This window comes from Anaerolineae bacterium, assembly GCA_013178165.1.
Lineage (GTDB): Bacteria > Chloroflexota > Anaerolineae > Aggregatilineales > Ch27 > Ch27.
Window position 1 is genome coordinate 335,487 of the sequence record JABLXG010000001.1, and the last position, 23,133, is coordinate 358,619.

Sequence of the window (23,133 nt, forward strand, 5' to 3'; positions counted from 1 at the left end):
CTGTAGGGCAATCGCATGTGAAACTCTAATGTAGGACAATGGCAGCCAAACGACAAGGAGGCTGCCATGCTACCCGAAACGAGCTTGCTCGCATACTTTGCAGACCTGGAAGACCCGCGCAATGACCATCAATGCACACATCCGCTGATGAATATCATTGTCATCGCCATCCTGGGGGTGATTTGTGGAGCCGACAACTGGGTAGACATCGAACGGTACGGCAAGGCGAAGCAGGGGTGGCTGGCAAGCTTCCTGGACTTGAGCCATGGGATACCGTCGCATGACACCTTTGGCCGAGTGTTTCGCTGGCTAGACCCGGAAGCGTTTCAAGCCCGGTTCATCACCTGGACACAAAGCCTGTGCCAACACACGCAAGGTCAGTTAGTCAGTGTGGATGGCAAGAAGCTACGGCGGTCGCATGACCGGCCCCATGGCCGAGAGGGCATTTGGATGGTGAATGCCTGGGCAACAGCGAACCGACTGGTGCTGGGACAGCGGCAGGTGGAGGACAAAAGCAATGAAATCACCGCCATACCGCCGTTGTTAGAGGCCCTGGACATAACCGGGTGTGTGGTGACGATTGACGCCATGGGCACACAAAGTGCGATTGCCGAGGCTATCGTGGCGGCAGATGCCGACTACATCCTGGCGGTCAAAGAGAACCAGGGCACACTCTACGAAGACCTGGAGATGTTATTTGAGGGTTTTGAAGACACCGAATATGCCGATGCGCTCTACGATGACTACAAACAGGTCACCGAAGGGCATGGCCGCCGTGAAATCCGGCACTGTTGGGTCGTGGCCCACCCCGATTACTGGGCCTACCTGCGCCGTGCGTCCACCTGGCCACGCCTAACCAGCCTGGTCAAACTGATAACCGTGCGCACCATCGGTACCAGGACGGAAATCACAACCCGCTACTTCATCAGTAGTTGGCGGGCTTCCGCCCGGCAGTTCTTGCAGCGCATCCAGGCCCATTGGCAGATTGAAAACGGCCTCCACTGGGTGCTGGACATCGCTTTCCGTGAAGATGAAGCCCGCCTTCGCAAAGACCATGCCCCCCAGAACATGGCCGTGCTCCGCCACATGGCAACCACCTGCTCAAACAGGATAAATCCGTCAAAGTGGGTATCGCGGCCAAACGCAAGATGGCCGGCTGGGACAATGACTATCTATTCCGCGTGCTATGCCCAGATTAGAGAAGCACATGCGATTGCCCTAGTAACCACTGTGATGAAGGGATACAAACCATGACACCGGGTATATCCTGGGGGATCATTTTCAGGCGGACTTTGCGGGATTCGCGGATAGGGATCGTGGGCTGGGGGCTGGCACTGGCGGCGATGGGCTTTATGGTCATCGCCCTGTTCCCCAGCATTGACGGGATGCTGAGTCAGTTCGGCGAATTGCTGGAAAACCCTGTCGTCAAGGTGCTGGTTGGGGATGTGAAGCAGTTTGCCACTATGGAGGGCTTCCTGGGGGTCAAGCTGTTCAGCATGTTGCCGCTGATCCTGGCGGTGTACGCCGTGCTGTTTGCGCTGGGCATTGTGTCCGGGGAAGAAGCGCGGGGGACGCTGGACATCCTGCTGAGCACGCCCGCCCCGCGCTGGCAGATCGTGGTGGAAAAGGTAATGGCGCTGATCGTTGCCCTGCTGATCATCCTGGCGATGATGCTGGCCGGGATGCTGGCCGGTGGCCTGACCATCCCGAACTTCTCGCTTTCGGTGGGGCAACTGGCGGCGGCGGTGATTAACGCCCTGCCGGTCACGTTGCTGATGGCCGCGCTAGCCCTGCTGCTCTCGACAGTCCTGCGCCACCGGGGCACGGCGGGCGGCCTGGCGACAGCGATCATCGTCGGCGCGTACTTCCTGACCACGCTGACCGATATGGCTGGTGACTCCCTCAAAGCGCTGGGCTACCTGTCGTTTTACGAGTACTACAACGGTGCTGAGGTGCTGATCGACGGCATCTACTGGCCGGGCTTCATCGGGCTGCTGGTCGCCGCGGGTGTGCTGTTTGCCCTGTCCGTGGTGTTCTTCCAGCGGCGGGATGTGCTGGGCAACTGAGCTTCACCGGCTTCCAGCAGGCAGGCACGGATTCTACGAGTTCAGACGCCGATCGTCCTGGACAGACCAGAAACGACTGTCCTGTTCCGTGACGATCCGCGCTGCAACCATGGAATCCGCGCCCTGTTTTTTACGCATTCCCTTCCCGATTTTCCATCATCACCGATAAAAAGATAAAACTGGTAGGCTTTGATGCATCCAGCCGCCCCTTCCGGAGCGTAATACAGCATGTGAGCGATTGACGCCCACATGGAGATCGTTTTCTGGGGAGCAGGGAGATGACTATGGTTAAGCGTATTCTTGTGCTGGTGGTGCTTTTGGTGGCCGGTGTGCTCGGCGTTGCCGCGCAGGAGAGTGCATCGGCTACGGTGATGTTCGGCGGCAACGCCGATCTTGGCGCGTTTCTGGTGGATGCCAGCGGCATGACGCTGTACATCTTCGCCATGGACGAACCGGGCGTGACCAATTGCTATGGTGATTGCGCGGTCAACTGGCCACCGTTGCTGGTCGGCGAAGATGAAACGCCCACGCTGGCGGCGGGCATCCCTGGCCGGCTGGGGGTAGTGACCCGCACCGATGGCACCCGTCAGGTTGCTTACAACGGCATGCCGCTTTACTACTGGATTCGGGACCGGGTGCCCGGCGACGCGACCGGCCACCTGGTTGGTGATGTCTGGTTTGTGGCTACGCCGCCAACTGTTGCCCTGGGCGGCAACGCGGAACTGGGGACCTTCCTGGTTGGCGAAACCGGGATGACCCTTTACATGTTCACGCGGGATGAGCCGGGCGTATCGAATTGCTATGACCAGTGCGCGGCGAACTGGCCGCCGCTGGTGGTGGGCGAGGACGAGGAACCGGCCATCCTGCCCGGCCTGGGCGGGACGCTGGGTGTGATCGAGCGGACGGATGGTCTGCGCCAGGTCACCTACAACGCTATGCCGCTTTACTACTGGGTGAATGATAAGGCTGCTGGAGATGCCACCGGCCAGAACGTCAACGGCGTGTGGTTCGTGATCAAACCGCCGACGGTTTCCATCAGCAGCAACGCCGAACTGGGCGACTTCCTGGTCGGGCCGGATGGCATGACGCTCTACACCTTCGCCAACGATCAACCGGGCGTCTCCAACTGTGTCGATCGCTGCGCGGTGAACTGGCCGCCGTTGCTGGTGGCCGCCGGTGAGCAGCCCACGGCCAGCGCCGAACTGCCCGGCACGCTGGGCGTGATCGAGCGCGCTGACGGCACTTTCCAGGTCACCTACAACGATTTGCCGCTTTATACCTGGATCCGGGATGTCATCCCCGGCGATACCACAGGCCACCTGGTCGGTGATGTGTGGTTCGTCGCCGCTGTGGGCGGCGAGACGAGCACCATGAGCCAGGCAGACGACCTGTACTCAGGGATGTAGGATCACTCGCCCCGTGACGTGCCCCGGGGCGGATCCGCGCAGGGTGGGCAGGGGAAACGCGCTTCCTGCCTGCCCTGTTTTGCTGTCGGTCAGCGAAAGCGACCGACGTCCAGGTGGCTCTGTACCAGGCCGTAGCGGCTCCAGTCCAGCGATTCGTCGGCGGTGTTGAGGCTATCCAGGGCCGTCGGCAGGCCAACGCTGGCATCACTCTTGATCGAGCGCAGGGCGGCCAGCGGCGCGGGGAAGGTGGCTGTGGCGTCGGCGAATGTGGCGCCCGCCGGCCAGATGGCATCCCCGACCAGGCGGCGGTAGTTGAGATCGCCTTTGAAGATGACCAGCTGCGCCGGGGCCAGCAGCGCCCGCAGGCGCTCCGGCAACTCCCAGCAGAAGCGTCCGCCGCTCCAGAAAGGATCCACCACCAGGCGCAGCCGTCCGGCCTCAAAGGCGGCGATCAGGCGGGCGGCCAGCCGCCGCACCGGATCAGGCCGGTTAGCGGCCAGGCGCAGGAAACGCCAGACATCGGCGGCGGTGGCATCGCTGACGAAGCCGGGGTGAAACTTCACGTGCAGGTAGACGCTCTCCGTGCCCGGCGAATCAAGCAGGGCATCGGCCAGCACGAGGTCCATGGCCAGTTCGCGCCCGTAATTGTCCAGCACCAGGTGCACCGGCCCGCGGGCGGCCAGCAGGTGAGCCACGATCGCATCGCTGTCATCCACCAGCAGATCGTCATGGGCGGCGGCAGTGCCGTGGGCCATCGACCAGGGGAAGCTGAGGTCCATGCGGTTGCCCCATAGCGCACCAATTAACAGGCGGCCCAGCCGTTCATCCGGCGGCAGATCGGGGCCGTTTGCCGTCAGCGCTTCGGCGGTCATCGCCCACAGGTCTGCGCTCTGCTCCTCTTCGGTCTTGATCGGCAGGAAGGGATCGCGCCCGGTTTCCCACCAGCGTACGGCCTCCAGAATCAGGCGGTAGGCGTATGTTTCCGCCACAAACCAGGTGGTCGCCTGCCAGGTTTCGCCCAGGTGTGGGGCCAGGACGGCCATCCAGTCCTCGTAGTCCGGGGCGGGCAGGGTCAGGGCGGGCAGCGGGGCGTCCCCGCTGATGGCTTCCCGCAGGCGCAGGAGCGCCTCCCGGATAGCGGGCGGGTAGTCCGGGTTGACGTCCAGGATGCGCTGGAGTGTATCCGGTACGCGGACGCGCATGGTGTGGTTGGCGAAGGCGTTGGTGTGATCGGTACGGACAGGCGGGGGGGCGTAGGCTAGGTGGGGCATGACTTCTCCTGGTTGGGCCATCCGGAAGGCAGATCAGCGCATGGATTCACGGCGGTCTGGAACGGCGTGATCAGCGGCAGGTCACACTTGGGTTCTCCACGCTGGCTGGCGGCAAGCGATGGATCAGATGTTAATCATACCTGAAGGTAAGCTGGATGTGGAGAGCAGATTGCGGGAATCAAAAACGCAACGCCCCGCGAACGGGGCGCTGTGTGTGTGAGGATGGGTGCTGTTTTACTTCTTTTCCGTCTTGGCTTCGAGCAGTTTCTTGGCTTTGACGGCGATCTTCTTGACCGGGCTGGGTTCGGTCTTGGGCAGCTTGATGGTCAGGATGCCGTTCTCCAGCTCGGCTTCCGCCTTCTCAAAGTTGACATCTTCCGGCAGGCGCACGGCGCGGCTGAACTTGCCGTAGCGCAGCTCGCGGCGATGCCAGTTTTCCTTCTGCTCATCATACTCTGCGCGCGATTCAGCGGAGATGGTCAGGATGTCATCGCGCACTTCGATGTTGATGTCTTCCTGCTTGACGCCGGGGATGGCCGTACGAACGATCACATGCTTGTCATCGCTGGAGACATCCAGCGCCAGCGGGTTCACCGCCGCTTCATCCTCGAAGGGCCACAGTTCGCGTTCTACCAGGTCCATCATCCGGCGCATCTCACGGAATGGGTTGAAACGGTCATAACGCATCAACATAGGCACCTCCTGACATTCCACGCCATACAGGCTGTGGTATTGTTGCAACTGTAGTCAAGCAAAACCATATCGGAATCACATCAACGCGGTATCAGAACCGTGTAAGAAATTCCCGGCGGGGAAGCTCAGCCGATCCGGACACGGGAACCGGCGGCGGTGCGCTCCACTTCCAGGCGGGCGGGGAAGGCGTCGCGCAGGTCGTCGAGGTGGGTGATGACCAGGATCAGGTCAAAGTCATCAGCTACCGCATTGATGGCCGCCACCAGCCGCTCGCGGCCAGCGGCGTCCTGTGTCCCAAAGCCTTCATCGATGAACAGGGTGCGCAGGTGTGCCCCGGCGCGGCGCGCCAGCAACTTGCTGAGGGCCACGCGCAGGGCGAAGTCGATGCGGAAGGCTTCCCCGCCGCTATAGAGGGCGTAGTCGCGCGTCCCCTGCTCATCGGCGATGATGATGTCCAGCGTGTCGATCTGGCCGCCGCTGACCTTCTCCCGCTGTGTGGTGATTTGCAGGCGCATCCGCCCGTCAGTCATGCGCGTCAGCAGGTCATTGGCCGTGTTTTCCAGTTCCGGGATGGCCGCCTCGATGATCATGGCCGGGATGCCGCTGCCGCCGAAAGCCTCCCGCAACTCGGTGTAGAGGCTGCCCTGCGCGGCCAGCGCTTCCCGCCGCGCCTGCAGGGTCTCCTGCCGCTGGCGAGCGGCGGCCAGGGCGTGGAGCGCCTGCTGGGCGCGGGCGCGTTTTTCCGCCGTCGCCTGGAAGGCTGTGCGCACGGCGCGGGCCTGGTCAAAGCGACGGTTGGCTTCGGTTGTCAGGGCCTGCAGGCGTTCGATTTCGGCCTCGCTGGCGGCGCGGGCGGCTTCGTCCTCGGCCCGCCGATCGCGCAGCCGGGCCAGCCGTTCCTGAGTAGCGGCCAGCGCCTCCTCGGCGGCGGGCAGGGCGTCCAGAGCGATCTGCAATTCGTGCTGCTGGCGCTCGTAAGCACGGTAGGCGGTCAGGTCCTCGCGGGCGGCGGCATGGGCGGAACGGTCGTAGCCTAGCGCGGCGATCTCCTCCTGGAGCAGGGCCAGCTGGGCGCGAGCTTCGCCAGCATAATTCCCCGCCGCCAGGATGGCCTCCACGCCGGCCAGCGCGGTGCGGGCGGCCTGCAGGCGTTGACCGGCGTCGCGGGCGGCTTCCAGGCGGGCGTGCAGTTCTCCCGCCCGCTGGCGCAGGGTGTTCAGGCGGCTCAGGTCGGCCAGCAGGGTCTGCATCGCCGCGTCGTGGCGGGCCAGTTCCACCTGGATGGCCTGCAGGCGGGTAGCGTTGGCGCGGTAGCGGTCACCGCGGGCGGTGCCGTCAGCGCGGAAGGCGGCGATCAGTTCGGCGCGGCGCGGCGGTGGCAATGGCTGCTGGCAGGTCGGGCATTCGGCGGCATCCGGGTCGGCGGCGCTGAGCGTGTCCAGCCGCGCCTTGATCTGGCCCATCTCCCTGCGCAGGGCGTCATTGGCCCCGCGCAGGGCGGCGGCTTCCTCCTTGAGACTGGCGATCGTCTGGCGCAGCGCGTCGCGTTCGGCCTCGCGGGCCTGCAACGCCGCGATCTCGGCCTCGACGCCGTCCAGCTCAGCGGTGATGGACTCCGTGTCAACGGCCAGGCGGGTCAGTTCCTCAATGGCTCCGCGGTAGTCGCTGGCTTGGGCCTCCAGTTCAGCGCGGGCAGCGGCGATCTGGCGCTCCAGGGCGTGGCGGCGTTCCTCCGCTTCCTGCAGCGACAGCAACTTGTCACCCAGCGATCGGTCGGCCTGGCGGGCCGCTTCCAGCGTGGCGAAGCCGGTCTCGATGACCTCACGGCGGGCGATGATCGCCCGGTAATCGGCGACCCGCGCGGCCAGGCGTTCAACCTCAGCCAGCAACGCCCCTTCGTCGTGGGCATAGGCCCGCAGACGGCGGTCGAGGTCAGCCTGGCGGTCGAGGGCGGCGCGGAGTTGCGCCGGGGCATCGCGGATGGCATCGTAGGCCGCTTCGGCCTCATGCAGGGCGGCGGAGGCAGCCGCGTGATCGGCCTCGGCGGCGGCCAGATCGCGCTCCAGCACGGGTTGGCGGGCCAGGTCGTCGGCGATCTCGGAGAGCCGCCCGTCGATGTTCTGCAACGCGCCTTCGATCTCGCGCAGGCGGTCGCGGGCCTGCTCTGCCCAGGTTTCCCAGATGCCCAGGCCCAGGATGTCAGCCAGGATCTGGCGGCGCTGAGCGGGTGGGCGGGTGGTGAAAGCGTCGGCGCGGCCCTGTTGCAGGAAGGCGCTATGGACGAACGTGTCGTAATCCAGGCGGAGCAGGCCGGTGATCCGGGCCTGCGTTTCGCGCAGGGTGGGGGCGCTGATGTCGCGCAGGCCGCCAGCAGCGGCATTATCGCGGAGGTACAGGCTCAGGCTGGTCTGCCGGCGGCGGTCACGCCCGCGCGTGACCAGGTAGCGCTCGCCTTCCTGCTCGAATTCCAGTTCGACGCGCATTTCGTCCGCGCCGAGGGTGATCAGGTCCTGGTCGGTGCGGCCACGGGCGCGGCCCCACAGCGCCCAGGTGATCGCGTCCAGCAGGGCAGATTTGCCCGCGCCATTCGGCCCGCTGAGCACGGCCAGGTGCAGCCCCTCAAAGACGATCGGGTCGGGGGCGTGATAGGGCAGGAAGTTGCGCAGGGTCAGGCGTATCGGGAGCATGGGTCGTTTCTGGCGTCAAATCCTGAGTGTTGCGTCACAAATTGCCGGTCTATCATACGGCGAGCAGCATAAGGCTATGCCTGCCGTGCGTCAGGCCTCCTCGTCGCTCAATATCTCCCGCGCGGCGTCGAGTAGATCGCGCAGGCGATCCGGCGGTGTGCTTTTGCCCTCAAAGTAGCGCCGCACCAGTTCCTCTGGTGGCAGGCGCTCCGGGCTGGCCCCCAGCCGGGCATGTACCGGGTGGGCTACCTCCACCTGGATAGCGGCCACGTGATCGGCTCCGGCGGCGAACAGAGCGCGGCGGATGGCGCCTTCCTGCAGCAGGTGGGCGTTGGTCTCGCTGAGGGCGACGATCACGCGCACAATGGCGTCGTTCATCTCCAGCTCTTCAGCGGCCGCCAGAACGGCGGCGGTCGGGTCGCGGCTGTCGCGGGCGTCGGCCCGTACGGTCACAAAGGGCCGCGCCGCCAGCGGCACAAAGCGCCAGCTTGCTGCGCCGCGCGCCACCTCCGCCCAGCAAAAGCCCTTTGGTTCCCCTTCTTCGCTGAAGTCCAACCGCTCCAGGCTTCCGCTGTAGACAACCGGGGGGATGCTGCCCGGCAGCGTTAGAACCTGATGGCGGTGGCGGTGGCCCAGGGCTACATAATCCCAGCGGCGGTCGGTCAGCGCTTCCAGGGGCACGGTCACGTCGCGGCCCAGCATGTTGGCCTGTTCGCTGCCGGGCCGTGCCCCGCGCACGCTGAAGTGCCCGGCCAGCACGCGCGGGGCCGGATCAGAGTCGGCTTCCTCCGCCAGGGCGCGCAGCCGATCCACCAGGGCGTGCTCCAGGGCGGCGTCCAGTTCGGCCAGGGTCAGGCCGCGCGCCTGGCCTTCCGCCAGCAGCCGGGCGCGGACGGGGTAAGGCGCAGCGGCCACCTGTACCGGCCCGCGCACCGTCTCGATGCGGTGCAGGGCGTAGTCCACGCCGACAATCACGTTAGGCACGCCCAGCGTCGCGTAAATCTCGATACTGGCGGCCTTGCCGGCGCTGGCCGGTAGATCGTGGTTGCCGACCAGCAACAGCACCGGGCACAGCGCGGCCAGGTCCCGCACGAAGCGGGCAAACTCGCGCTGGTAGGTCGGGCTAGGGTTGCGCGTCTGGAAGGCATCGCCGCCGAAGATCGCCAGGTCGGCGCCATGCGCGGCAGCGTGATCGCGCACCTCCGCCAGCCGGGCGAAGAAATCCTCCGCGCGGGAACTGAGACCGGTCTCCGGGTCGGTCCGCCCGTAGGCTTCCAGCCCGATGTGGGCGTCGGCGAAGTGGAGAATGCGGATCGGGTCGCTCATGGCCTGCGCTCCCGGCGGCGATCAGGGCAGTTTACCGGTGCGGCGGAACAGGTAGCGGCCAAAGATCATCTCGGTGGGGCCATCCGGCTTGCGGCGGAATTCCACCGGCATCTGCACGCCGCCGCCATCCTGCACGTAGAAGGTTGACACCTCGTCGCTGACGTCGTCCGGGATCAGCACGGCTTTTGCCTGGGAGAGCTTGCCGGCTTTCTCGTAGATGAGAAAATCGCCCGCCCGGCGAATCTGGGCGCGCATGGTGGCCCTGTAGGTCTCGTAGGTTCCGGTCAGGGCTTCCAGGCGGCGCATGTGGCGGATGAAAGGCAACGCCTCCGGGTCTTTGCCAAGCAGTTCGGCCAGGCCGTAGAAGGCGAAGTAGCTCATCGGATAGCCCGTGCCATTGGCCAGTAGCATGATCCCGATGTTTTCTGCCGGGATGAAAGCCATGTGCGCGGTGGCCACACCGACCGATCCGCCGTGCCCGATCACCTGCCGGCCCAGAAAGTCCGGGGTGACCTGCAGGCCGTAAGCATAGCCAGGCGGGCCGAAGTGCGTCCCGCGCTCTGGCTGGGTGATGCGCGGCGTTTGCATCTCGGCCAGACTGGCGGCGCTGATCAGCCGCGCGCCGTTGTACTCGCCGCCATTGAGATACATCTGGATGTAGCGGGCCATCTCCGCCACGCTGCTGACCAGCGCACCATCGGCCTGCAGTGTGTTGAAAACGTAGCTGGAGGGTTCCCGTTTGCCTTCCGGGGTGACGACATAGGGCACGGCGGCGTTTTTGTCCGCCGCCAGGGCGGCCTGGTCGAACGTGGTGCGGGCTATGCCCAGCGGCTTGAGGATGTGCTCAGCGACATATTCGGCATAGGGCTGACCGCTGACGCGGGTGATGATCTCGCCCAGCAGGGCGAAACCTTCGTTGAGGTAGTACCAGCGCTCGCCGGGCTTGTTCAGTGTCCAGTCGCGGGCGTCCTTCATAAAGGTCAGCAGATCGGCGGTGGTGCTGATCGGCAGGGGGATGTCGCTGCCGTCGGTATGCGCGTAGATGATCTGCTCCATGTAGGCCAGCGCTGGCAGGCCGGAGGTGTGGGTCATCAGGTGCCAGAGGCGCACCAACTCCCCACCGGGGCGGACCTGAAACTCCGGGATGAACTTCTCGACCGGGTCATCAACGCTGAGCAGGCCCGCTTCTGCCAGTTGCATGATCGCCAGGGTGGTGAACGACTTGGTGACGGAGCCAATGCCGTACAGCGTGTCAGGCGTGGCGGGCAGACCGGCGGCCAGGTCGCGGAAGCCGAAGCCCCGCGCCCAAATCACGTCGCCGCCGCGTACCACGGCGGCGCTCAGGCCGGGCAGGTGGGTGGCGGCAAGCTGCTCAAAGATGAAGGCTTCCAGTTTTTCCAGCGGCATAACAGATCCTCGCAGGGGATGGTTCGGGCCAACATTCCGCACATTGCTGCCAACTGTAGACCGCGCTGCGCCCCCTGTCAACACAGGGGCTGCGTCGCGCCCCGCACCGGGCGCAGGCCGGAACACGGGCGGGAAGGGGGATAGCAAATCAGGGGTCGGGAGACCGGGTGACCGGGAGGTGGAGAGGCCAGGGGGCCAGATAATCGCCCCAATGCCTGCTCCCTGCTCTCATCCCTGCCGGTTGCGTCCGGCCCGGTTCTTGCCTACCATTGGGAGTAGGCAATCCCGCACCGCATTGATGGGGAGGATGATCGGTTCCACCATGATGGGCGATAGATCCACGCCGGGCACAGGCGATGACCTGCTGGGCCGCACGATCGGGCATTACCAGATCCTGCGGGAACTGGGGCGTGGCGGGATGGCGACCGTTTACCTGGCCCGCCAGACCAACATGAATCGCCAGGTGGCAATCAAGGTGTTGCCGCGTATTTTCCTGCACGATCCAACCTTCCTGGAGCGTTTCAAGCGGGAAGTCCAGCTCATCGCCGAACTGGAACATCCGCATATCCTGCCCGTCTACGACTTTGGCGAGGTGGACGGCATCCCTTACATCGTCATGCGCTATCTGAGCGGCGGTAGCATGCTCGACCTGCTGATCGACGGCCTGCCGCCACTGGCTAACCTGGAAAAACCGATCCAGCAGGTGTGCGCCGCGCTGGACTTTGCTCACAGCGAGGGCATCATCCACCGCGATCTCAAGCCCTCGAACATCATGCTGGATGAGCACGGCAACGCCTACCTTTCGGACTTCGGCATTGCCCAGATTATGCAGGACGCCGGACGATTGACCGGTTCCGCCCTGATCGGTACGCCGGCGTATATGTCGCCGGAACAGGCGGAAGGCCGCCCGCTGGATGCCCGCTCGGATGTGTACGCGCTGGGGGTAGTGCTGTTTGAGATGGTGACCGGGCGCGAGCCGTTCCAGGCGGACACGCCAATGGCTATGCTGCTCAAGCAGATCGCCGAGCCGATGCCCTCCCCGCGCGCCTACCGGCCTGACCTGCCGGCGGCGGTGGAACAGGTTATCCTGCGGGCGACGCTCAAGGACCCGGCGCTGCGCTATCCCTCAGCAGGGGTGCTGGCAGCGGCCTTTAGCCAGGCGCTGCGCACGATTTCGCCGGAACAGAGCAGCGTCCGCCTGCCGCGCCCGCCTTCCACCGAGATCACCATGTTGCCGCGCCGGGAAGCGCCGACCGAGGCCGAGATGGCGAGCGAGGTGGAGGACCTGCCAACGGTGCTCGGCGCTGAAGACCTGGCCGTACCAACCATGCCGGCGGAGAGACCATCGCGGAGAAGTATCCCGGCGGGGAAAAGCTTCCCGGCGGCGGAAAAGCTGCCAACGGCGCAGGCAGGCGAAGCCGCCGTTGCGCCCCAGGCCGGTCGCCGCCGATGGGTGGGGGTGCTGGCCGGGGTATTGATCGTTCTGTTTCTGGCCTTCGGCGCGGTGCGGCTGCTGCGGAATAACTGGCCCGGCGGCTTGCTGAGGGAAGCAGAACCGACTGCGTTCCCCGGTGCAACGCTGCGCACCGGCCCGGATCGGCTTTACTGGTTGGCCGTGCCGGAAGGCTGGCAGGAGCGGCAATTGCCTGTTGAGGACGGCCTGGCGGTCCTGTGGGCGCCGGAAGATGACAGCGCGTTTGTGGCGCTGCGGCTAACCCCCCTGGACGCCGCGGAGGCGCTGGCAGCGCTGGTCGAGCGCCACAGCCGCACCGCTTACGGCGATGCACGCCTCTTTGTGCCGATTGACCGGGCCGAACAGCCGGATGGGCGGCTGCGGGTCAGCTATCGCATCCCGCAGCCGGGGACGCTATATAACCGCTTTGGCCCCGGCCAGCTTGATCTGTTCTATAGCCGGGCTGGCTCGCAGCTGGTCACGCTGGCGTTCTTCACCAGCGATAGTGCAGATGTGGACCTCCTGCTGCCGGTGCTGCAGAAGGTGCTGGATTCGGTCGTGATCAATCTTTCCGGGTGAGGGCGTCGGGGGGTTGGTGGAGACAGGTGTGTGGGGGCGGTATGAATCGGGTCTCTGACATGGGTGAAGGAAGGATGTGATGATGCGGTCCAAACCGATCTGGAGTCTGGCCGGGCTGATCCTGGCCCTGGCGCTCCTGAGCGCGGCCTGTGGGCTGGTGCCGGGCATTGACCCGCTGGCTACGCCGGTCAGCAATGCACCGCCTGCATACAGTTACCTGCCCAACCTGCCAGGCTATACACGGCTGGATGCCCGCAGCATTCAGGAGTTCATCGCCGGGCTGGGGGAAGCCGGTTCGGCTCTGCTGGGCCAATTTCAGGCCACGGCGGTGATCGCTATGGTCGATAGCGTGGCTGACTGCTACCAGGAGATGGGTGCGGTGGCGGCCAGTGGCTACAGCAAGGACGCCCTGCCGATCGTGGCGGGCGTGGTAGCTGTCGCCAATCGCAACCTGTTGCTCAACCCGCAGACCTTCCTGGCCTGCATCACCCGCGCTCAGCAACCTCAGGGTCTGATGGAAGGACAGGGCGGCGGCGGTTTGCAGCCCTGCGCCTACAGCTATAGCACGGTGATTAACGGGGAGACCTTTGATTTCCTCTATGCCGGCACTGATCTGGAGATCTGCCAGGCTTTCTGCCGTTCGTTGCCCGCTTGCACTGGTCACTGATGATTCCGGGATCGGCCTGTTGAAGCATGTGTCATACAGCATTGTCCCCGCAAGCCAGGAGGAGAGGAGCGACTCAGGTGAACAGGTCTAGCATGAGGATATTGACCCTGATCGCGGTTGTGCTGGTACTGGCCGCTTTTACCGGCCCGGCGAACGCGCAGGGCGGGCATTGTTTCGGCGATGTGGTCTACTTCCGGGCATGCTTCCTGGAAGGTCACCGCCTGCAGGTGCTGCGCATTGAGAATGGCCAGGGCATCGAGGTGGGGATCATCCCCGGTGAGGTGTATCCCTATGCCGCTGCCTACTACGATAGCGCCCAACTGATCTACACCATCAGCGCGGATGGCTACGCCGCGGAGCTGTACTTCACCGGCAAGACCCCCGCTCCGGCCAACGGCTACGATACCACCTGGACGCTGGTCTTTTATGGCCCGGCGGGGCCGCTTTCCCGCGCTGAGTTCACCAAGCGCACCGCCGCCGATCCGGGGATCAGCCTGCCCGCCCCGACTCCGGTTGGCGGGCGGCGAAGTGCTGGCGCGGCGGCTCCACCTGCGCCAGTGGACGTTCCCGTGGTGGTGGGCGCCTTTGAGCCGAGTATCATCCGCCCCGGCTCGGTGAGCAGCTGCCTGGTGCGCAGTGCCTATACTGTGCGTATGCGTCAGGCGCCTTCGACTGGCGCGGCCATCCTGGATCGCGTCCCCTATGGGACATCCATGCCGGCGGATATGCAGACGTCAGATGGGCAGTGGGTACGGGCCTTCTTCGTCGGGGAAGGTGGCGTCGGGCGGTTAGGCTGGGTCTTTGCCAGCTATCTGGACCTGAGCGACGCCTGCGCCAATATCACGGTGGTCGCGCCGCTGGCTGCCGCGGCGGTTGCCGCGCCGCCGGTCGCGCCAGTGGAATCCACCCCCGCAGCCCCGGCTGAATCCCCGGCGGCAACGCCTTTTGACCCGACCTGGGGTGGCCAGCTTGACCTGACCATTGTCGAACCGGGCAGCGTCCAGACCTGCCTGGTGCGCACCACGTACACCGTGCGTATGCGGGCCATGCCGACGGAAAGCGCCCCGGTGCTGGTCAGCGTGCCGTATCAGTCGTCGATGCCTGCCGACCTGCGCACGACTGACGGTGGCTGGGTTCGGGCGAATTACCTTGGCTCGCTGGGCTGGATTAGCAGCCAGTATCTATCACTCAGTGAGGCCTGCGCCGGGTTGCCCGGCATCGCCCCCATGCGGTAGCTCGACCCGATGCGGCAGCATCGACCCGATGCGGCAGCATCGATGCTGCCGCGGCGTGGCTGTTCTCCCGCCACCAGCCAGAGCGAACAGCCTCCATTGCAGCCCGGTTCCTGCGAGCCGGGCTGATGCTTTCAGAAGGTGGGATCATCAGCGCGGCGGTGCAGCGGTCGCCAGAAGGTCAGGTAGGCGGAGAATCCCAGCAGCGCCAGCGCCTGGATCATCCAGATTACGGCCCAGCCAGCGGCGGGTAGGATGCCAACGGCCTGAGCCATGTGGTAGGCATCGTTGGGAATATTGCCCAGCCCCGTCACCGCGCTGGCGTTGAGGTTATGGAGCAGGCCCCACACGTCCAGCACGGCGTTGAGGCCGGTCAGCATGGCCAGGATGTTCAACACGAATGTGACCAGCAATCGTGGGGCCTTCCAGCCGAGGGCGATGAGCGCAGCAGCAGAGAGCAGCCCGACCAGGATGGCTGTACTGTTGCGGGCAAAAACCAGGGTGATCGCCCCCAGCGTGAAGCCCAGGGCCATCGCGATAACGTGGGTCCATAAGTTGCGGTTGGTCAGGTAGAGCAGGACGGCGCCGAAGAGTGCTGTGCCCACATACCCCGCCGGGATGACCAGCCACGGGGCACGGTGGGCGGTAGTGGCCACCCCCGCACCGCTGGCGTAGACCTGGTATTCCACAAAGGTGCCGCCGCTGATCACCGCCGCCAGGCCGTGGCTCATTTCGTGGATGGTTGTTACGAAGTAACGGAATGGGTAGAGCAGCCCGTTCAATTCCGGCACCTGCCAGATCAGCAGTACCAGCAGAAAGGCCAGAGCAGCCAGCAAGGGCGAAAGGCGGCGATCACGATCAGACATGCGGCGCTCCTCTCCAACGGATGCTTGAAGTCGGGTGTTTCTGGAGGATGAATACGGGATCAGGGTGATGGTGGTTGCAGATGATCTGGCCGGGAGCAAACACGCCCTCTGTCAGACCCGGCAGGGGGCGCAGCCGCAAGACTCAGTTTAGTAAGTGATCACGCGCTCCAGAGTCTTGGCCAGGCGATCCAGTTGGCGACCTGTTGCTCGGTGGGCAGGCGGCGGACCAGTTTCTTTTCGTTAATTATAGCCTAATATCCAGGTCACGAAATTCGCTATTGTTAAGGCCTTTTGCCGGGTTAGGGAAGATTTAAGGCTTTTCGGGGGTTGACAGCTTTTGGATTCCCGTTTAGACTGGCGAAAGACTACGCGCGAAAGGAGCGAGGCGCATGTTCAACAGCACACTCATCTGCCGTCTCTGGGTGCCGAGATACTTCGGTGGTGAAGTTATTGCCCAGGGAGTAATGCGCCTGCTCGCCGGAAGTTGCCGCTAAGAATCGGGTAACAGAAGGCCGTGGGCGCGCCCCACGGCCTTTTTTGTTGCGCAGCCGGCATACGACTGCGACACCAGGACGCCAAGCCAGGGTCCGGGCCGTGGGGGGAGTAATCTCGCCACGGCCCGTTTTGTTCCCGGCTCCGGCGGTCACAGACCGCTCGCGGCCCGCCTTCCCGGAGGGGAAAGAGGGCGGCTGCCGCTGCGGGCTGAGCAACCGGCGCAGGCAGGCAACGTACTCATAGCGGGGTGACTGGATTGGTCGCCATGGGGAAGTTCTGAGCGTCGTTGGTTATAGATACGCAAGAGGGGATGATGACTGATTTGCGCACGTACCAGACTCTGGCCTACCTGACCCACCAGCCGGAAAAGGCCCGCGAAATCCTCGGCGTGCCGGATTACCGGGGGTGCGGGATGGTGCCCGGCGGCTGGCTATTGCGGCCTGCGCTTCACCTGCTGGGTCGCGCGCTGGCCGGTCTGGGCGGCTGGCTGCTCAGCCAGACCGGGGAAGCTGAAGGCCTGGCAGCAGCGCGGGAATCCCACCAGCAGCCAGCCTGGGCGGATCGTTACGAGTGAGGGGAAACTTCGCGCCCGGCTATCTTGAGGGGAACGCCGGGACAACCATGGGGAAACATTCGGCAAAAGGGAAACCGGTATGACGATAGTGATCGATCACAATCAGGACGCTTTGAACGTCAGCCATGTGACTAAGCGCTTTAAGGTGCAAAAACCGCCCTTCTGGGAGCGCTGGTTTGGCCATGACGCGGCGGAGAGCGGCCAGCAAGCGGAGAAGGCTCGCCACGAGGTGGTAGCCGTTCGCAATGTCTCGCTCGATGTCCATCGCGGCGAAATCTACGGCATCCTTGGCCCTAATGGCTCCGGCAAGAGCACGCTGGTGCGCCTGCTCTCCACCCTGCTGATCCCGGATGAGGGGGAAGTGCGCGTCTTCGGGCTGGACATCATCCGGCACGAGATGGATGTCAAGCGCATGATCAACCGGGTATCGGTGGACGCGGCGTTCTTCAAGAAGCTCAGCCCGCTGGAGAACCTGCTCTATGGCGCACGGCTGTACGGGATGAGCGGCGGCGAGGCCCGCGAGAAGGCAATCGCCATCCTCAAGCGGCTCGGCCTGGATGCACGCACCTACACGCAGCCGATGGAGGAGATGAGCCGGGGGATGCAGCAGAAAGTGGCTATCGCCCGCGCCTTCCTCACCCAGCCGATCCTGCTGCTGCTGGACGAGCCGACCACCGGCCTCGACCCGCGCTCCAAGTACGAGGTGCAGGAATTCGTCTACGAACTGCGTGATAAGCACGACGCGACGATCCTGATCACCACCCACGACATGGGGGAGGCCGACCGCCTGTGTGACCGGATTGCCATTCTGGATGATGGCCGGATCGTGGCGGAAGATACGCCCGAAGGGCTGAAGCGCCTGATCCGCCGTAACGGCCACGAGCCGACGCTGGAAGACGTGTTTATGCAGTTGACCGGCAAGCAGCTTGTGGAAGAAGATGACTTTGACGCAGACAAGGCCGCGGAATTGAAGGCCGTGGCCTGATCGGAGCACTCACAGCCAGGGGGGGGACGCGGAACCGGACGCTGCCGTCCGGTTCCCGCCCCCGGCTGAAGGATGATGACCATGCTGGGGAAGCTGAACTTTCGGAAAGAGGCGTTGCAGAGTTACGCCTTTGTCGCCCGCAACTTCAACCTGGTCAAGCGGTACTGGGGCTGGGAGCTGGTGTGGCTGGCGTATTCGACCGCGACCTCGCTCTCGGTGGTGTTCATCGGCCAGGGGTCGACGCTCATCACCGGGCAGGAGGACATTAACACGTCGTTTTTCGTCGTCTATCTGCTGATCGGGACGCTGGTCTGGCGCTTTCTGTCGGGCCTGTTCAACAATATCAGCGAGATGATCCAGTGGGAACGCTGGGAGGGGACGATCGAGTACACCCTGATGGCCCCCGTCCACCGCTTCACCCAGATCGCCGGGCAGGCGGGCTTCGCTGTGCTGTACAGCCTGCTGTTCACCCTGGTGATCGGCGCGGCGATGGTGGCCTTCTTTGAACTAGACTTCAGCGGCGCGAACCTGTTCGGGGCGTTGCTGGTGTTGCTGGCGGGGAGTATCTCGCTGGTTTCGCTGGGGGTGATGGCGAGTATCCTGCCGCTGCTCTACACCGAGCGCGGCACGCAGATGACGCATATCGTCGAGGCGTTCCTGCTGTTGATCTCCGGCGTGTACTACCCGATCGAAGTGTTGCCAGCATGGCTGCAGTCGATCGCACAAATCTCGCCGGTCTACTATGTACTGGGCGGCATCCGGGCGGCAATCCTGGATGGCGTGCCGACTCTGGAACTGTGGCCGTACATGATCCCGCTGCTGATCATCGGCGCGATCGGACTGCCGGTAGGGGTATGGGCCTTCCGCCAGGCGGAGCTATACGCCAAGCGGACGGGCAAGCTCAAGCGGGTGGGCTAGTTGCTGGTTGGTGAGGGCACGGCACTGTACTTTGACAACTGAAGAGTCACTGGCGGCGGGGCTGGCTATACTTGCTCCCGCCGTTCAAGCCACGTGTTGAGTGCGTTGCAGAGTTCCGCCGCCAGGAGCAAGATTGCCGAGCTGACGTATACCCAGAGCAGCAGGATGATCACCGCCGCCAGGGAGCCGTAAATCAGGCTGTAGAGGCTGAAGTTGTCCAGGTACCACACGAACAGGGTTTGCGCCAGGTTCCAGCCCAGGCTGCCCAGGATCGCTGCCGGCCAGATGGCATCCCAGCGTACCCGCACACGGGGCACGTAGCGGAACAGCAGGGCGAAGATCGTCAGGTTCAGCCCCAGCGGCAGTGAGAGGTTGAGGATGCGCAGGGTGGCCCCGCCGCGATCCAGCAGCAGGGCGCTGACCAGGCGCAGGCCCAGCGACGTGATCAGTGAGCCGGTCAGCAGGGCGGCCAGCACCACCACCATGACCATGGCCATCAGGCGCTTGCGCCAGAGGGGGCGCCAGCGGGTTGGATGAAAGATGTTGTCGATGGCGACGGTCAGGTTGGAAAACAGCGATAGCCCCGACCAGACCAGGCTGATCACGGCTACCAGGCCGAAAGGCTGGCGCTGGCGCAGGGCAAGCTGGACGTTGTCCGCGATGACTTCGACGGTGTCGGCGGGGAAGAATGTGCCGATAAACTGGATAACCTGTTCGCGGGCCAGACCTGGCCCCAGCAGACCGCTGATGATGGTGATGGCCAGGAGCACCAGGGGGAAGATCGAAAACAGGGCATAGTACGCCAGCGAAGCAGCGTAACGGGTGTCGCGCTGGGCAAAGGCAACCCAGCCCCGCGCCAGCAGCGGCAGCAGGCCGTCTGTGGCCCGGTCCAGCGCGGCGTAGGTCCGCGCCAGCCACCAGGCCAGCCGGCTGATCCGGTGTTCCACCCACAGGATCAGGCGAGCCAGGGGCGGCGGCTGGTCTTCAGGTGGCGGAGGGGTGAGCTGGGGCAACACGAGTCATCCGATCGCGGCAGGGGCCGGATGGCTTACGAGCAATCACAGGCCCCGGCTGATAGCTCCTGCTCCAGGCGGGCGCATGATGCGCAATCTTACCATAGAACGCATACTGCCGGTAATTGGCGGGGGCAGGTCTGGCCCCCGGCGGCTGGCGGGTTTTGAGGGGAAACAACGGGCGTGCGCTCCGGCGCGCGCCGGAATCAGGATGGCAGGCCATGAATACAGTTCGCATTGCAGCAGGACAACTCAAACACTTTGTGGTTCGGCGTCCAACGCTGGAAGACGCCGCCGCTGTGACCGGCCTGATCAACGTCTGCGCGGTTATCGAGACCGGATCGCTGGCGATGACAGTCGATCAGTTGCTGCAGATCTGGGCCTCGCCAGGCTTTGACCTGCAGACTGATGCCTGGATGGTCTTTGACCCGGTGGGTCAGCTGGTGGGTTACGCCGAGCTATGGGAGCAGCCGCCCTATGAGGCGCCTTATGTGTGGGTGCATGTGCATCCAGACTACGTCGGGCGCGGCATTGGTATCCATCTGCTTAGCCTGGCGGAAGGGCATGTTCGCCAGGCGGCCCGCTGCGACATGGCGGGCAGGCGGGTGGTGCTGCGGGTGGCCACGATCTGCCTGAACCAGACCGCTCGCCGTATGCTCAGCGAGCAGGGCTTCCGCCTGACCGAACGTTTCTGGCGCTCCGGCGAAGGTACACAGGGCGCAGGGCGCTCCGGCGGTCCCGTCGATCGCATCGCGCTGCGGACTTTTGTGCCAGGCGAGCAGGGGCTGGCAGCGTACCGTTATGACATCTACGAGAAGGAACTGTGCGCTTAAGCGAGGCTTGAGCGCGGGAGAAGCGCCGGGGAGGTCGGCAACGGCTTCCCCGGCAGTACCGGACAAGAGGTAGCTATGACCACTGCTGATAGCCAGCTACTGTTGCGCGCGCCGACGCTGGCGGATATCCCCGCCGCTGTCGCCCTGATGAATGCTGTTTCGATGGCGGAGCAGGGCGTCCGCCAGGAAGATGAAGCGCATCTGGCCCATGAATGGGCCACCGATCACTTTGATCTGGCGACCGATGCACGCTTTGCTCTGGACGTGGAGGGCCGCCCGATCGGCTACATCGAAGTGTGGGATCGCCCGCCGCATGTCCATCCCTTCATCTGGGGCTGCGTCCATCCGGACTACCAGGGCCGGGGAATCGGGACCGGACTGATGGACTGGGCGGAGGCGCGTGCCGCCCGGGTGGTGAACGATGCGCCGGCGGGCGCGCGCGTCAGCGTCCGGGCCAGCACGGTCAGTACCAACGAACGCGCCGCGCGGTTGCTGACCCGCCGCGGCTACCGCCCGGTACGGCACTTCTGGCGTATGGTCCGCGAGTTGGAACCGGCAGTGACGCCGGAACCCCCGGACTGGCCGGAGGGGATCACGCTGCGCCCGTACTTCCCCGGTCTGGATGATCGCCTGATCCACCGCGTGGTTATGGACTCTTTCCGCGACCACTGGGGCTTTATCGAGGAGCCGTTTGAGGCGTGGCGTCGCCGGGTCAGGGGGCGCCCCGACTTCGATCCATCGCTGTGGCTTCTGGCGGTGACGACGGCTTCCGGCGGGGATGAGATCGTCGGCGTGGCGCTGTGCTCCCCGGCAGCAATTGAAGACCCGGATATGGGCTGGGTTGGCTCGCTGGGGGTGTTGCGGGAATGGCGGCGGCGGGGAATCGCCCGCGCCCTGCTGCAGTACGCCATCGGCGAGTTTTACCGCCGGGGACAGGCGCGGGTTGGGCTGGGCGTGGACGCGGCCAGCCTGACCGGCGCGACCCGCCTGTACGAGGAAGTCGGGATGCGTGTCGTCCGCCAGTGGGATCAGTACGAGAAAGTGCTGCGCGAAGGGCAGGAGATCGCGATCGAGTCGCTGGACTGAACGCCTCTCCGGCTCGTTGACAGCGCCGCGAAAACTATGCTACAGTGGCGAAGGTTTTGCCTCCCGGCGGTGCACCGGGAAGGTTGCAGAAAGTGAGGGAGTAGATGCAAGTATTCGGATACCAACCCATTGTGTGGCGGAGCGCGCCTGCGCCCTGCTGAGGGTGGCTGAGCCATCACGCTCGTTTAGGTAGGCACTGTCAGCTTCATCACTTGCCCCTGCGATCCGCCCGACGGCGGCGCAGAAACCGGCGTCGCGCCCTTTCCTGGCGCGGACGCTGCCTCAAGTTCCTCAGCAGCTGGCCGACGCGCTCCCCCTGACCGCACCGGGGTAGGCGCTGCCGCGCCTGTTTCAGGCTGTCTGAGTTTCCCCCGACTGACCGGGTTGACCGACTTCCTGAACCAGACTCCCGCTTTATCCGGGCAGGCCATCCTGCGCGTAGCGCATAGCGGGCCAGACCCTTGCCCCCGGCGCAGAGAGCAACCGTTGCCGCTTTTACATCGCCTTATCTGTCACAGGTGCTGTTTGCTGAGGATACTGCCTTGCCTGACCTGAACGCTTACCTGAAAGATCCTGACGCCATCGATGATCTCGATGACCTCTACAACCCGCAACGCCGCGACCGCCAGGCGCGCCGGGGACGTCGGCCACGTGGCGTTTCGAAGTCGCGCCGGACGAAGCGGCAACGCGCTGCCGTGAAGGTGGCTGGACTGGCCGCATCGGAAGGCGACTTTGCCACCACTTATACCCCGTCCCGTTACGAAGAAGGTTGGTTGTTGGAATCGCTCCAGCCGTTCTATGAGATGGGCCTGCTGGCTGATGTGCTGGCCGTGATCAAGGGCGGCAAGGAGGCCACTGTCTACCGCTGCCAGGGGCATCCCGACAGCGGGCTGGGACTGGTGGCAGCCAAGGTCTACCGCCCGCGCATGTTCCGCAACCTGCGTCGGGATCATGTCTACCGCCAGGGGCGTGACATCCTGACGCCGGAGGGCCGTCCCGTTGGCCTCAAAGGCGATCGGATCGCTCACGCCATCCAGAAGAAGACGGCCTTTGGCCAGAAGGCAGCGCATACATCCTGGTTGATGCACGAGTACACGACATTGCAAACGCTACACGCCGCCGGGGCAGCTGTCCCGGCGGCGTATGGCGCGGCGGCTAACGCCATCCTGATGAGCTATGTGGGCGACGAAGATGCCCCCGCGCCGACGCTGCACGAGGTCACACTGGAACCGGACGAGGTTGAACCGTTGTTTGATGAGGTGTTGCACCACATCGAATTGATGCTGGGGCATGGCATCATCCACGGCGATCTGTCCGCCTATAACATCCTGTACTGGGCCGGAGAGATCACGCTGATCGACTTTCCTCAGGTGGTTGACCCGCGCCGCAACCATGAGGCGTATGCCATTCTGGGGCGGGATATCGCCCGCGTGTGCGAGTACTTCGCCGGGTACGGCCTGAGTCGCGATCCGGCGGATATGCTGGAGCGGTTGTGGCGGCGCTACATCGGTGCAACCCCTGCCGAGCGCGACGCCGACGATGCCCGCCTGTCCTGGTCACCGGAAGAGGAATAGTT

At 64.6% G+C, this 23,133-nt stretch carries 18 protein-coding genes and 1 pseudogene; 12 read left to right on the top strand and 7 right to left on the bottom strand.

All coding sequences use genetic code 11. The annotated features are described in order from the left end of the window. The first annotated feature begins 66 nt into the window (after nt 1-66). From HPY64_01375 to HPY64_01385, 3 genes and pseudogenes are all read left to right on the top strand, one after another. A pseudogene (locus HPY64_01375) lies at nt 67-1,199 on the top strand (ISAs1 family transposase). A gap of 51 nt (nt 1,200-1,250) precedes the next feature. Beyond that, entirely contained in the window at nt 1,251-2,066 is an 816-nt protein-coding gene (locus HPY64_01380) for an ABC transporter permease subunit (GenBank protein NPV65777.1), read from the top strand. Between the two features lie 278 nt (nt 2,067-2,344). Then, complete coding sequence (locus HPY64_01385) at nt 2,345-3,472, top strand: hypothetical protein (GenBank protein ID NPV65778.1); 1,128 nt, start codon at nt 2,345-2,347, stop codon at nt 3,470-3,472. 89 nt (nt 3,473-3,561) lie between these two features. Here HPY64_01385 and HPY64_01390 read toward each other — a convergent pair whose 3' ends face one another. The 5 genes from HPY64_01390 to HPY64_01410 form a co-directional block, all read right to left on the bottom strand. Next, nucleotides 3,562-4,743, bottom strand: coding sequence for a protein-glutamate O-methyltransferase family protein (locus HPY64_01390; GenBank protein NPV65779.1), 1,182 nt, complete (start codon nt 4,741-4,743; stop codon nt 3,562-3,564). Nucleotides 4,744-4,977: 234 nt separating this feature from the next. Beyond that, nucleotides 4,978-5,436 (bottom strand): Hsp20/alpha crystallin family protein, encoded by a 459-nt coding sequence (locus HPY64_01395; GenBank protein NPV65780.1) that lies wholly within the window; start codon nt 5,434-5,436, stop codon nt 4,978-4,980. Nucleotides 5,437-5,561: 125 nt separating this feature from the next. Next, nucleotides 5,562-8,123 (bottom strand): SMC family ATPase, encoded by a 2,562-nt coding sequence (locus tag HPY64_01400; GenBank protein ID NPV65781.1) that lies wholly within the window; start codon nt 8,121-8,123, stop codon nt 5,562-5,564. A 90-nt stretch (nt 8,124-8,213) separates the two neighbouring features. After that, on the bottom strand, nt 8,214-9,449 hold the full coding sequence (locus HPY64_01405) for an exonuclease SbcCD subunit D (protein NPV65782.1): 1,236 nt from the start codon (nt 9,447-9,449) through the stop codon (nt 8,214-8,216). Between the two features lie 21 nt (nt 9,450-9,470). Continuing rightward, a complete protein-coding gene (locus tag HPY64_01410; GenBank protein NPV65783.1) occupies nt 9,471-10,856 on the bottom strand; it encodes a serine hydrolase in 1,386 nt (461 codons plus the stop codon). 307 nt (nt 10,857-11,163) lie between these two features. On the opposite strand from HPY64_01410, the gene HPY64_01415 reads away from it, so the two are divergent. The 3 genes from HPY64_01415 to HPY64_01425 all read left to right on the top strand — a co-directional run bounded on the left by HPY64_01415 (nt 11,164) and on the right by HPY64_01425 (nt 14,790). Beyond that, nucleotides 11,164-12,888, top strand: coding sequence for a serine/threonine protein kinase (locus tag HPY64_01415; GenBank protein NPV65784.1), 1,725 nt, complete (start codon nt 11,164-11,166; stop codon nt 12,886-12,888). A gap of 79 nt (nt 12,889-12,967) precedes the next feature. Beyond that, the gene (locus HPY64_01420; protein NPV65785.1) at nt 12,968-13,555 is read left to right on the top strand and encodes a hypothetical protein; all 588 of its coding nucleotides are present in this window, start codon (nt 12,968-12,970) and stop codon (nt 13,553-13,555) included. A gap of 92 nt (nt 13,556-13,647) precedes the next feature. Continuing rightward, nucleotides 13,648-14,790 carry a hypothetical protein gene (locus tag HPY64_01425; GenBank protein NPV65786.1) on the top strand — a complete coding sequence of 381 codons (1,143 nt, stop codon included), beginning with the start codon at nt 13,648-13,650 and terminating at the stop codon, nt 14,788-14,790. 131 nt (nt 14,791-14,921) lie between these two features. Here HPY64_01425 and HPY64_01430 read toward each other — a convergent pair whose 3' ends face one another. Then, a complete protein-coding gene (locus HPY64_01430; protein ID NPV65787.1) occupies nt 14,922-15,653 on the bottom strand; it encodes a M50 family metallopeptidase in 732 nt (243 codons plus the stop codon). An 808-nt stretch (nt 15,654-16,461) separates the two neighbouring features. Here HPY64_01430 and HPY64_01435 point away from each other — a divergent pair. The 3 genes from HPY64_01435 (at nt 16,462) to HPY64_01445 (ending at nt 18,625) form a co-directional block, all read left to right on the top strand. Then, on the top strand, nt 16,462-16,722 hold the full coding sequence (locus HPY64_01435) for a hypothetical protein (protein NPV65788.1): 261 nt from the start codon (nt 16,462-16,464) through the stop codon (nt 16,720-16,722). A gap of 79 nt (nt 16,723-16,801) precedes the next feature. Beyond that, nucleotides 16,802-17,707, top strand: coding sequence for an ABC transporter ATP-binding protein (locus HPY64_01440; protein NPV65789.1), 906 nt, complete (start codon nt 16,802-16,804; stop codon nt 17,705-17,707). 72 nt (nt 17,708-17,779) lie between these two features. After that, nucleotides 17,780-18,625, top strand: a complete 846-nt coding sequence (locus HPY64_01445; protein ID NPV65790.1) for an ABC transporter permease — start codon at nt 17,780-17,782, stop codon at nt 18,623-18,625. Between the two features lie 65 nt (nt 18,626-18,690). Here the strand turns inward: HPY64_01445 and HPY64_01450 are convergent, their stop codons facing one another. Further along, complete coding sequence (locus tag HPY64_01450; GenBank protein NPV65791.1) at nt 18,691-19,638, bottom strand: YihY/virulence factor BrkB family protein; 948 nt, start codon at nt 19,636-19,638, stop codon at nt 18,691-18,693. 221 nt (nt 19,639-19,859) lie between these two features. Between HPY64_01450 and HPY64_01455 the strand changes: the two genes are divergently transcribed. The 3 genes from HPY64_01455 (at nt 19,860) to HPY64_01465 (ending at nt 23,131) form a co-directional block, all read left to right on the top strand. Beyond that, entirely contained in the window at nt 19,860-20,471 is a 612-nt protein-coding gene (locus HPY64_01455; protein NPV65792.1) for a GNAT family N-acetyltransferase, read from the top strand. A gap of 75 nt (nt 20,472-20,546) precedes the next feature. Beyond that, nucleotides 20,547-21,557, top strand: coding sequence for a GNAT family N-acetyltransferase (locus HPY64_01460; GenBank protein ID NPV65793.1), 1,011 nt, complete (start codon nt 20,547-20,549; stop codon nt 21,555-21,557). A gap of 542 nt (nt 21,558-22,099) precedes the next feature. Then, nucleotides 22,100-23,131 carry a hypothetical protein gene (locus HPY64_01465; protein NPV65794.1) on the top strand — a complete coding sequence of 344 codons (1,032 nt, stop codon included), beginning with the start codon at nt 22,100-22,102 and terminating at the stop codon, nt 23,129-23,131. Nucleotides 23,132-23,133: the final 2 nt, after the last annotated feature.